The organism is Thermodesulfobacteriota bacterium (assembly GCA_040756475.1).
Classification (GTDB): Bacteria; Desulfobacterota; Deferrisomatia; order Deferrisomatales; family JACRMM01; genus JBFLZB01.
The window spans coordinates 1-10,590 of the sequence record JBFLZB010000161.1; the positions used below are offsets into that span (position 1 = coordinate 1).

A 10,590-nucleotide genomic window follows, 5' to 3' on the forward strand; every position below is an offset into this window, starting at 1 on the left:
GTCGAAAGCCGCCCGGGCGGAGTGGACCTTGAGGAAGGTCTGCTGCAGAACATCCTCGGCGCTCGCGCGGTCACGGCAGAAGACCTGCAGGAACCGCAGCAGACCCGGGGCGTAGCGATCGTAGAGCGACCCGAAGGCCTCCGGGTCGCCTGTGTCGCGGTAGCGCGCAAACAGCGCCTCGTCGGAGTCCGAGGGCGTCGGAATCACGCCGCGCCCGCTACGTACCTCCCGCCCGCCCCCACTGCCCGGGCCAGGGCCGCGGGAAGCACCAAAGGCGTGCTTGGGCTGCGTCTCGGTCGTCTGGGCGTTACGCCACCGTGGTCTCACACGCGCACCCGCGGTTACAGGGGGACTCGGGCTCCGGTCTCTCCTGTTCCAACGCCCCGTCCTGGACGTATCGCGCTCCGCTTCGAAGCGCGTGCTCGGCTCGGGCCAGTTCGCGCCCCAGGTAGGCAACGTGGTCGAGACGGCTTACGAGGTGATGCGGCGTTTCGCTCAGGGCCGCTTGGGAGGCGCTGGAGCTTTTCCAGGTCATCGCCGCCTCCCTTCCGCGTCCTCGGCCAGACACAGCCCGTAGTCGAGCAACTGCGGTACGCACGGGTCCACGATGCGGTAATGGACCTGGTTGCCGTTGCGCCGGGAGTCCAGGATGCCCTTGTCGACCAGACGTTGAAGTTGGTTCGAGACCGCCTGGGACTTCATATCGAGAACCGTGGCGATCTCCGAGGGCGACATCTCCGGCGTCACGACCAGGGCGTGGAGGATGCGAAGCCGGGTATCGCTCGCGAGGACCTGAAACAGCGCCCTCAGGCCCCGGGCTTCGTCGGCGTCCAGGACCGCGCGCTCGCCGAGGAACGGTTTCGCGGGACATAAGCAAGGGCGCTCTGATTCGTAAGTTCTATGGTCCATAGTGAAACCTCCGAATGGCACGAATACAAGACGTTGTGTATATGTGTCAAGGCGTGGGAGCCTCGAATCCCGTTGCGGGGCTCGATGGAGTCGAGAGGACGGTTTTGCGATGGCTGGGGAGATGCGGTAGCCCGGACCGTCGGTCCTGCGCAGAGATGACCTCCGCCGTGCCGGTGGGGTATGCTCCCCCGGAGTGGACTCCGTCGGAGGTAGTGAAGGCCGTTGCGCATCTCGACCCGCCTCTTTCTCTACGTGTTCGGTGCCATCGTGACCCTCGGCGTTGCCCTGGGCTATGTCTCGGTGCGCGACGAGCGGGCGCACCTGCTGTCGGAAAGCCGTTCGCGGGCCTGGCTCTTCGCACGAACGGTGACGGCGGTCCTCCGGTACTACCATCCCTTCGGTCCCACCGTGGACATGGAAGCGATCCTGCGGGAGGTGGCCGTGGACGAGCCGGCCGTGGTGCCCTACCTGCGGCTATACGGCCCGGACGGCTCCCCACTGGTTCTTTCCTGCTCCTTTTGCGAGGTTCCACCGATCCCTGTGCCCGCGATAACGCCGGACGCCCTGCCTGCCCAGGGGCGGGAAGGCACGGTGATGCAGGGGCGCGAGTCCTACCTCCAGGTGTTGCAACCGGTGCTGGACGCCGACGGCGAGTTCCAGGGGGCGGTCGAGGTGCTGCTCCCCTTGCGCCACGTGGCCCTGGCCCTGGCTGGGGTCGTCCGCCGGTTCCTCTGGTTCGGCTCGGCGGGGCTAGCGGCCGTGGGCGTCGTCCTCCTCCTGATCACCCGTTGGGGCATCGCGGATCCGTTGCGCCGGCTCCAAGAAGCGGCCCGCGACCTCGGTGCCGGGGATCTTTCCCTGCGCCTGGAACCCAGCGGCGTGGCGGACATCGACGAGTTGATTGCCGAGTTCAACCGCATGGCGCAAGGGATCGAGGAACAGAACCTTCGCCGGGAGCAGTCCCATCGCCGCCGGATCGAGTTGGAACGAAGCCTACGCCATGCCGACAAGCTCGCCTCCATCGGTCAGCTCACCTCGGGGCTCGCCCACGAGCTGGGCACTCCGCTCAACGTGATCAGCGGCCGGGCCGAGCAGCTGCTGGCCCGGATTCCGGCGGACGATTCCTCGCGCACGGCCCTGGAAACCGTGGTCCGACAGACCGGGCACATCTCTGGGATCATCGACCGGCTGCTGGCGTTTTCCCGCAAGGGGCAGGGCAGCTTTGCCGAAGTCGACCTCGGCGATTTGGTCCGGGAGGCCTTCACGCTCTGCCGGCTCCGCATGAAGAAGCGGGGAGCCCAGGTGGTGCTGGACTGTGATCTCGAGCCGGGAGCGACCCGGCTGTTCGGTGACGGCGACGCCCTGCAGCAGCTCTTCGTCAACCTCATGCTCAACTCCCTCCAGGTGTTGCAGGGGCAGGGAGCGATTCGGGTTCGCGCCACGCCGGAGACGGGGGACCGCATTCGGATCGACTACGAGGACACCGGGCCCGGAATCCCCGCCGAGCACCGGGAGCGGATCTTCGACCCGTTCTTTACCACCAAGGAGGTTGGCGAGGGCACGGGCCTGGGTCTGTTCATCGTCGCCAGTGTCGTGGAGGAGCACGGGGGGGAGATCCGCGTCGGGGAGGGGCCGGAAGGAGGAGCCCGGTTCACGATGACGCTCCCCCGGGGAGCGGCCGAAGCGGGTGCCTCGCCACCGAACAGCGAGCCGGTTCCGGCCGAAGGGGGAAGGGGTTGAGCGCCATGGACCCGGTGCGCATCCTCGTGGTGGACGACCAGGAGGACATGCGGGAGTTCCTCCGGGACGTCCTCGTGGAGCGGGGCTACGCGGTAGATGCCGCCGCCGACGGCCCCGGCGCGCTCCGGGCTCTGGAGGGGGGCGGCTTCCACCTGGTGATCTCCGACATCCGAATGCCGGGGATGGACGGCGTGGCCCTGCTCGACCGCATCAAGGCCCAATCGGGGTTCACGCCCTTCGTCATCCTCATTACCGCTTTCGGCGACGTGGACGACACGGTCCGGCTCCTGGACCGGGGCGCCTACGACTATGTGATCAAACCGTTCAAGCTCGAGCAACTCCTGGTGGCGGTGCGGCGGGCTGAGCGGGAGTTGGGCCTCCGGCGGCGGGTGGAGGAGCTCGAGGGCCGGACCTCGGCGGTGCGCTCGTTCCACGGCCTCCTGGGGAAGAGCCTGACCATGGAGCGGATCTTCGCCACCATCGAGAAGGTGGCCCCGGCCGAGGGGAGCGTGCTCATCGAGGGGGAGACCGGCACGGGCAAAGAGCTCGTCGCCCGGGCGCTCCACCGCGCCTCGCCCCGGGCCGGGGGCCCGTTCGTGGCCATCAACTGCGCCTCGATCCCCGAGGGGCTCCTGGAGAGCGAGCTCTTCGGCCACGTGCGGGGTGCGTTCACCGGCGCGGAGGGCGACAAGGAGGGGCTCTTCGTCGCGGCCGAGAGGGGCACGCTCTTCCTCGACGAGATCGGCGAGCTGCCCCCCGGCCTCCAGGCCAAGCTGCTGCGGGCCATCCAGGAGAGAGAGGTCAGGCCGGTCGGGAGCAACCGGCAGATTCCCTTCGACGTGCGCATCGTCGCTGCCACCAACCGGAACCTCCTCGACGACGCGCGACAGGGCCGGTTCCGGGAGGACATCTACTACCGGCTGAGCACCTTCCGCCTCCGGGTGCCCCCCCTGCGGGAGCGACGGGAGGACATCCCCCTCCTGGTAGAGGAGCTCGCCCTGGGCCACGGCAGCCGGGGACGCGACGTCACCTTCTCCCCCGAGGTGCTCCGGGCTTTCCTCGATTACGGCTGGCCAGGAAACGTCCGGGAGCTGGAAAACGTGATCGAGCGTTGCCTCTATGTGTGCGAGGAGGGGGTGGTGCGCCTCGGCGACCTGCCCGAGGAGGTGCTCCAGGGGCTCCGCCCCCGGGAGGAGTTCTGCTGGCCGGGGATCCGGCCCCTGGAGGAGGTGGAGCGGGACTACATCCGCTACGTCCTGGACCGCTGCGGGGGCAACAAGGTCCAGGCGGCTCAGCTCCTGGGCGTCAACCGGAAGACCATCCAGCGTAAGCTCTCCGGGGAGAGCTGAACCGTACCGGGTCCGCGGGGCAGGCCCGGCCCTACGCAAGGCCCCCACCCGCCTGGGACAATTTGTCACAGGTGGCCCCATCTGCCCCACCCGCATCCCTGCCGACGAGTCGGCCAACGCTCACGTCGCCCCTCCCCAAAATCGCCCGCCGCCGGGCCGTTTTCGGCCATCCTATCGCGTCAGGCCTCCTGGGCACGGATCCTGCTGATCCCCCTCATCTAGACCGAGGCCCCCACAGGGGTGCCCCCCTCTGCCCAGGCAGGAAGCCATGAAGAAGTCCACCCGCAAAGCTCTCGCCGGCGTCCTCGTGATCGCCGCCGGGGTCGGGTTCCTCATCTACCGCGGCATCGCCACCACCAGCGCCTACTACCTCACCGTGGCCGAACTAACCGGGGCCGTGGCCGGTCCCCGGGTCGCCGAGGGCGACTACGTGCGCGTCGGGGGCGAGGTGGTGGACGGGACCATCGACTACGACCAGAAGGACCTCGTCCTCCGGTTCGCCCTGCGGGACCTGGAAGGCTCCGAACAGACCGTCGCCGTGCGCTACGACGGTCCCAAGCCCGACGCCTTCGCCCCGGACATCGAGGTTCTGGCCGAGGGCACCTTCGCCCGGGCCGAGGGCCTCTTCCGCGCTCAGAACCTCTTGGTGAAGTGCCCGTCCAAGTACCAATCGGAACAGGAGAAGTAGCGTCCGCGTCCGACCCGGCCGCCTCCCACCCTGAAGAGGAGTTTGCCCTTGGTCATCTTCGGCACCCTGTCCCAATACGCGGCCCTCGCCTTCTCCCTCGGGACGATGGTCTGCCTGCTCCTCGGTGTGATGCGCAACGACGCCCGGTGGACCCAGGCGGGTCGCCGATGCCTGGTGAGCGTCACCGCGTGCACCACCCTGGCCTCGATCGCGCTCGGCTACCTGTTCCTCTCCGACAGTTTCCAGGTGGAGTACGTGGCCTCCTACTCCGACCGGGCGCTTCCGATCTTTTACAAGCTCACGGCGTTCTGGGCCGGGCAGAAGGGGTCGCTCCTCGTCTGGGCCTGGGTTCTGGCCCTATGCTCGGCCCTGGTGGTCTACAACAACCGCCGGGAACCCGACTCCAGGCTCACTCCCTACGTGTACCTGGTGTTGGGCGGCACGCTGAGCTTCTTCCTCTATCTCCTCTGCGCGGTCACCAGCCCGTTCGAGGCCCTAGCGTTCACGCCCCAGGACGGGCAGGGCCTCAACCCCATGCTCCAGAACCCGGGTATGGTCTTCCACCCGCCGACCCTGTTCCTCGGCTACATCGGCTTCACCATCCCCTTTGCCTACGCCATTGCCGCCATGGTCACCGGGACCACGGACGCCTCGTGGATCAAGAAGACCCGGGCGTGGAACGTGCTCTCCTGGATCTTCCTCACGGTCGGCATCATCCTCGGTTGCCAATGGGCCTACGTGGAGCTCGGCTGGGGCGGGTACTGGGCCTGGGATCCGGTGGAAAACGCCTCCTTCATCCCCTGGCTCGTCTCCACCGCCTTCATCCACACCGCCATCATCCAGGAGCGGCGGGGCATCATGAAGGTGTGGAACATGGTGCTCATCCTGCTGACCTTCCTCCTGTGCATCTTCGGCACCTATCTGGTGCGCAGCGGCGTGCTCCAGTCGGTCCACGACTTCGGCGCCACCGGCCTGGGCGGGTACTTCCTGGCCTTCCTGGGGATCGCCACGGTCGGCGGGGTCTACCTTCTGGCCGAGAGCTACGGCGAGTTCAAGACCTCCAACGCCCTGGAGTCGTACCTGTCGCGGGAGAGCACCTTCCTCTTCAACAACGTGATCCTCCTGGCTTTGGCCTTCGCCACGCTGCTAGGCACGATCTTCCCCCTCATCTCCGAGGCGGTCACCGGGAACAAGATCACCGTGGGGCAGCCCTTCTTCAATCAAGTCAATACGCCGCTCTTTCTGCTCCTGCTCGCCATCACCGGCGTCTGCCCCTTGATCGGCTGGCGCAAGGCCTCCCCGGCCAATCTGCGCAAGAACTTCCTCCGGCCCGCGCTCTCCGCCCTGGCAACCGGCGGGGCGCTCTTCGCCGCCGGCGTCCGTGTGCCCTCCGCGCTGCTGGCGTTCATCCTCGCCGCCTTCGTGGCCGGGACCATCGTGCAGGAGTACGTACTGGTCGTGCTCTCCCGAGGGGCGGTCACCGGCGAAGCCACCTGGTCGGCGGCGCCCCGGCTTCTGTGGCGGATGCGGCGCCGGTACGGAGGGCACCTGGTCCACCTGGGCCTCGTGCTCACCGTGGTCGGGATCACCGGCTCTTCAGCCTACAAGATCGAAGCCCAGGGGACCCTGGCCAAGGGCGAGAGCCTCGGGATCGGCACCTACGAGCTCAAGTACGAGGATTTCCGCCAGTACCAGAAGTTCAACCGCACGGTCTACGCCGCGACCCTGGGGATATCCAAGGGCGGAACCCGGCTCGGCGCCCTGGACGCCGAGCGTCGCTACTACGTGAATGCCAAGCAGCCCACCACCGAGGTCTCTCTGCGCTCGACCCTCTGGGAGGATCTCTACGTCACCATGCCGGGCATCGGGAGCAACGGCGACATCACGCTGAAGGTGGCGGTGAACCCCCTCCTCCTGTGGTTCTGGATCGGCGGCGGGTTGATGGTGGTGGGCGGCGTGCTGGCCATCATCCCGCCCCGGAAGAGGAAGACCCCATGAGCGCGATCCGCCGGCCCGTCCCATTCCTCCTGGCCTTGGCGCTGTTCCTGGGCACCTCCGGTCAGGCGCTCGCCCTGACCGAGAGCGAGGTGAGCGAGAGCCTGATCTGCTACGCCTGCCCGGGGGAGCCCCTCTCCATCGACCGTTGCAGCGGCGGGGACCAGATGCGGGCCGCGATCCGCAGGATGCTCGGGGAGGGCAAGCCCAAGGAGGAGATCCTGCAGTACTTCGTCGCCCAGTTCGGCGAGGAGATCCTCACCATCCCGCCCAAGCGCGGGTTCAACCTGGTGGCCTACATCGGGCCCTTCGTGGGTCTGGTGATCGGCGCCTTGTCGGCCATCTTCGTCGTGCGTCGGTGGTCCGCGGCCGGGGCCCGCGGCGGCGTCAGGTCGGGAGGTCCGGCGGAGCCGCCCCCCCTGGACGAGGCGGCCCGCCGACGGGTGGAAGAGGCCCTCGCGAACCTGGACGAAGAGGACTGACCCATGGAACTGCCGATCCTGATCTTCCTGATGGCTGGACTACTGGTGTACTCCTTCTATCCCTTGCTCGGGCCGTGGCGGCCGCTGGTGGGAAGCGGGGGAGGCGACCGGCGCCGGATCGCCGCCCTGGAAATGGAGAGGACCGGTTTCCTCAAAGCCATCAAGGACGTAGATTTCGAGCGGGCCACCGGCAAGCTCAGCGACGCGGACTACGAGGATCTGCGTTCCTTCTACACCGCCAAGGCCGCCGAAGCCATTGCAGCCCTGGAGACCCTGCGCGACGAGGCGGGCCGTGCCGACGACCGCCCCTGAGGCGCCGTTCCTCTGCGCGGAGGGAGTGCGCAAGACCTACGGGGGCGTGGAGGCCCTGCGGGGGGTGAGCTTCGCCCTGGCGCGGGGCGAGTTCCTGTGCCTCTTCGGGCCGAACGGCGCCGGCAAGTCCACCCTGCTCAAGATCCTTTCCACTCTGCTCCCCCTCTCGGCCGGCACCGTGCGGGTGCAGGGCTTCGACCTGGAGGAGCACGCCGAGGCCTATCGGGCTCGGCTCGGCGTCGTCTCCCACCAGTCCTACCTCTACGACGACCTCACCGCCCTCGAGAACCTGGAGTTCTACGCCGGCCTCTACGCCGTCGCTCACCCCCGGGAGACGGCCGAGCGGCTCCTGGAGCAGGCCGGGCTCTACGAGCGGCGTCACTCCCCGGTGGCCGAGTTCTCCCGAGGCATGGTGCAGCGGCTCTCCATCGCGCGCGCCCTGGTCAACGACCCGAGCCTGCTTCTGCTCGACGAGCCCTACACCGGGCTCGACGAGCACGCGGCCAACCGCCTCCGGGGCCAACTGGAGCGCCTGCACGACCAGGAGCGGACCATCGTCATGGTCACCCACAACCTGCGGCGTGGGCTCGAGGCGGCCACCCGCCTGGGTATCCTGGCCCGGGGCCGGCTGACGTACATGGAACGTAAGGAGGCCGTGACCTCCGAGGCTTTCGAGGCTCTTTACTTCCAGCACCTGGAGGCCGCGTGAGCACCCTGCGGCAGATCGGGTTCCTGGTCCGCAAAGACCTGCGGATCGAGCTCCGCAAGAAGGAGTCCCTGGTCTCCATGGCCTTCTTCGGCGTCCTGGTGCTGGTCACCCTGAGCATCGCCGTTGGCGGCGGCCGCCGGGTCCCCCCCGAGACCGGGGCCGGGATCCTCTGGGTGGCGGTCCTCTTCTCGGGGGTGCTCGGGCTGGGGCGGGTCTTCGCCCGGGAGCGAGAGAACGGGTGCGTGGCGGCGCTCCTGGTGAGCCCCGTGAGCCCGAGCTCCGTGTTCGTCGCCAAGGGGCTCGTCAACCTCACCCTGATGATCCTCTCCCAGGTCGTCCTGGTCCCGGTGTTCTTCGCCCTCTTCGGGCAGGGGTTGACCGGCGGCATCACCGCCGTGGCCCTGCCCCTCGTGTTCCTGGACGTCGCGTTCTCGTCGGCCGGGACCCTGCTCTCGGCCGTCGCCGCCGGCACCCGGCGTAACGAGGTCCTCCTGCCGATCCTGCTCTTTCCCCTGCTGCTGCCGGTGGTGGTGCTGGGGGTCAAGGCGTCGGGGGCAGCCCTCGCGGGAGCGGGAGCCGCCGCTCAAGGCTCCGTAACCCTGGAGCCCCTGGTTGCCTTCTGCGCGATCTACACCGTCGCCGGCTACCTCTTGTTTCCCTTCGCCGCCCGGGAGGTCTGAGCCGTGAGCCCCAGGAGTTCTCTTGCGCTGCCGGCCCTGGCCGCCCTGCTCGTGCCGGCGGCGGCCGCCGCCGTCTTCTTCTACGCACCCCTGGAACAGACCATGGGCGTGGTCCAGAAGATCTTCTACTTCCACCTCGCCCTCGCCCTGAGCGCCTTCCTCTCCTTCGGGGTGGCCTGTGGGGCGGGCATTCTATACCTGCTGCGGCGGGAGCGGCGCTGGGACGTGGCCGGCGCCGCGAGCGTGGAGATCGGCGTGGTGTTCACCGCCCTCGTGCTGATCACCGGCTCCCTCTGGGCGCGCCCCATCTGGAACACCTGGTGGACCTGGGACCCCCGGCTCACGACCTCGCTCATCCTCTGGCTGATCTACGCCTCCTGCCTCATCCTGCGCAGCGCCGTGGAGGAGGAGGGAAAGCGGGCCACCTACGGGGCGGTAGTGGCTGTGGCAGGCTTCCTCGACGTGCCGATCGTGTTCCTCTCGGCCCGCGTGTTTCGCAGCATCCACCCGACCGTCATCCGGTCCGACGCGGTGGGCCTCGAACCCGCCATGATATGGACCCTGCTCCTGTGCCTGGCCGCCTTCCTGGTGCTGTGGGCCGCGCTCTTCCGACTGCGCTGCTCGCTCCTCCACCAGGAGGCCCGGGTGCGCGACCTGCAATTCCAACTGGAGAGGTGAACCCATGGCAAGAGAGACCTACGTGATTTTCGCCTACCTGGCGATCTGGGGCGGGCTTCTGGCCTACCTGACGACCCTGGCGCGCCGCCAATACGCCCTGGCACGAAAGGTCGAGGCACTCGCCGCGGCCCTGACGCGGAAGGAGGATTGACCGTGGAGGCGACGTTGAGCCGGCGCGAGGGCGTGGTGGTGGGGTTCTTCTGGATCGTGGTGGTGGCCGTCGGGTTGCTCGTCGCCTACCAGGCGGTGACCGGAGGGGCGTCCCGTCAAGAGCGGGCCGCCCACGCCGAGGCCCAGACCGAGGTCCTGGAGAAGAAGATCGCCAACCTGGAGGCGGCGGCCCGGGCCAACCCCAACAACCTGCAAGGCCTGGTCACCCTGGGCGACGCGTACCTGGACTCCCGCCGGGGCCAGGACGCCCTGCGCGTGTTCTTGCAAGCCGAGACGATCGCTCCCGACGACGTCCACGTCCTGAGCGACCTCGGCACGATCTACCAGCAGTCCGGCCGGGTCGATGAGGCGCTGGCCAAGTTCGGCCGGATCGTGGAGCTCGACCCGAGCCAGGTGAGCGCCCGGGTGCACCTGGGGCTCCTCTACCAGAGCACCGGAAACGCCCAGAAGGCCCTGGAGACCTTCAAGGCCGCCCTGGCCCTGAACCCCGAGCCCCGCTACGCCGAGATGATCCGCAGCCAGATCACCAAGCTCGAGTCCGAGCACGGGAAGTAGCCGGCGAAGGAGAGTGGACATGGGCCGAGTTCTGCTCGTCAACGAGAACGCCAGGGCACGCGCGGGCGATCGGCTGCTCCTCACGCGTTCGGGGTATCGGGTCCTGGAGGCCTCCGACGTCTACGACGCCAACGACCTCCTATGCGAAGTCGAGGTCGATGCCGTCCTCCTCGACGCGGCGACCGACGGGTGCCGTCTCTTTGCCGAGGTGCTGGGGAGGTTTCACCCGGGCGTCTCGGTGATCCTCGCCGGGGCCTCGCCGGCCGGCGCGCTGGTCGGCGCCGGGACCTACCACGATCGGAGCGCGGGTCCGGACGCGCTG

The 10,590-nt window shown here is 68.4% G+C and carries 15 protein-coding genes; 12 read left to right on the top strand and 3 right to left on the bottom strand.

The genetic code is table 11. From position 1 onward, the window contains the following. The 3 genes from AB1578_18200 to AB1578_18210 all read right to left on the bottom strand — a co-directional run. A partial coding sequence (locus AB1578_18200; protein MEW6489826.1) for a sigma factor occupies positions 1–207 on the bottom strand: 207 nt, incomplete at its 3' end. Between the two features lie 100 nt (positions 208–307). Beyond that, positions 308–535 carry a DUF4346 domain-containing protein gene (locus AB1578_18205; GenBank protein MEW6489827.1) on the bottom strand — a complete coding sequence of 76 codons (228 nt, stop codon included), beginning with the start codon at positions 533–535 and terminating at the stop codon, positions 308–310. After that, positions 532–909, bottom strand: coding sequence for a metalloregulator ArsR/SmtB family transcription factor (locus AB1578_18210; GenBank protein MEW6489828.1), 378 nt, complete (start codon positions 907–909; stop codon positions 532–534). Before AB1578_18210 ends, AB1578_18205 begins: the two co-directional genes overlap by 4 nt. Positions 910–1,131: 222 nt before the next feature. On the opposite strand from AB1578_18210, the gene AB1578_18215 reads away from it, so the two are divergent. From AB1578_18215 to AB1578_18270, 12 genes are all read left to right on the top strand, one after another. Next, a complete protein-coding gene (locus AB1578_18215) occupies positions 1,132–2,649 on the top strand; it encodes a HAMP domain-containing sensor histidine kinase (GenBank protein MEW6489829.1) in 1,518 nt (505 codons plus the stop codon). Positions 2,650–2,654: 5 nt separating this feature from the next. Further along, a complete protein-coding gene (locus tag AB1578_18220; GenBank protein MEW6489830.1) occupies positions 2,655–3,998 on the top strand; it encodes a sigma-54 dependent transcriptional regulator in 1,344 nt (447 codons plus the stop codon). A gap of 268 nt (positions 3,999–4,266) precedes the next feature. Further along, on the top strand, positions 4,267–4,686 hold the full coding sequence (locus AB1578_18225; GenBank protein MEW6489831.1) for a cytochrome c maturation protein CcmE: 420 nt from the start codon (positions 4,267–4,269) through the stop codon (positions 4,684–4,686). 48 nt (positions 4,687–4,734) lie between these two features. Next, positions 4,735–6,684 carry a heme lyase CcmF/NrfE family subunit gene (locus AB1578_18230; protein MEW6489832.1) on the top strand — a complete coding sequence of 650 codons (1,950 nt, stop codon included), beginning with the start codon at positions 4,735–4,737 and terminating at the stop codon, positions 6,682–6,684. Further along, positions 6,681–7,163, top strand: a complete 483-nt coding sequence (locus AB1578_18235; protein MEW6489833.1) for a cytochrome c-type biogenesis protein — start codon at positions 6,681–6,683, stop codon at positions 7,161–7,163. The genes AB1578_18230 and AB1578_18235 overlap by 4 nt, the downstream gene beginning before the upstream one ends. A 3-nt stretch (positions 7,164–7,166) precedes the next feature. Further along, a complete protein-coding gene (locus AB1578_18240; protein MEW6489834.1) occupies positions 7,167–7,475 on the top strand; it encodes a hypothetical protein in 309 nt (102 codons plus the stop codon). Next, complete coding sequence (gene ccmA, locus AB1578_18245; protein MEW6489835.1) at positions 7,456–8,184, top strand: heme ABC exporter ATP-binding protein CcmA; 729 nt, start codon at positions 7,456–7,458, stop codon at positions 8,182–8,184. Before AB1578_18240 ends, ccmA begins: the two co-directional genes overlap by 20 nt. Continuing rightward, positions 8,181–8,864 (top strand): heme exporter protein CcmB, encoded by a 684-nt coding sequence (locus tag AB1578_18250; GenBank protein ID MEW6489836.1) that lies wholly within the window; start codon positions 8,181–8,183, stop codon positions 8,862–8,864. Before ccmA ends, AB1578_18250 begins: the two co-directional genes overlap by 4 nt. 3 nt (positions 8,865–8,867) lie before the next feature. Next, positions 8,868–9,542, top strand: a complete 675-nt coding sequence (gene ccsA, locus AB1578_18255) for a cytochrome c biogenesis protein CcsA (GenBank protein MEW6489837.1) — start codon at positions 8,868–8,870, stop codon at positions 9,540–9,542. A gap of 4 nt (positions 9,543–9,546) precedes the next feature. Next, on the top strand, positions 9,547–9,693 hold the full coding sequence (locus tag AB1578_18260) for a CcmD family protein (protein MEW6489838.1): 147 nt from the start codon (positions 9,547–9,549) through the stop codon (positions 9,691–9,693). A gap of 2 nt (positions 9,694–9,695) precedes the next feature. Beyond that, the gene (locus AB1578_18265; protein MEW6489839.1) at positions 9,696–10,268 is read left to right on the top strand and encodes a tetratricopeptide repeat protein; all 573 of its coding nucleotides are present in this window, start codon (positions 9,696–9,698) and stop codon (positions 10,266–10,268) included. Between the two features lie 19 nt (positions 10,269–10,287). Beyond that, a partial coding sequence (locus AB1578_18270; protein ID MEW6489840.1) for a hypothetical protein occupies positions 10,288–10,590 on the top strand: 303 nt, incomplete at its 3' end.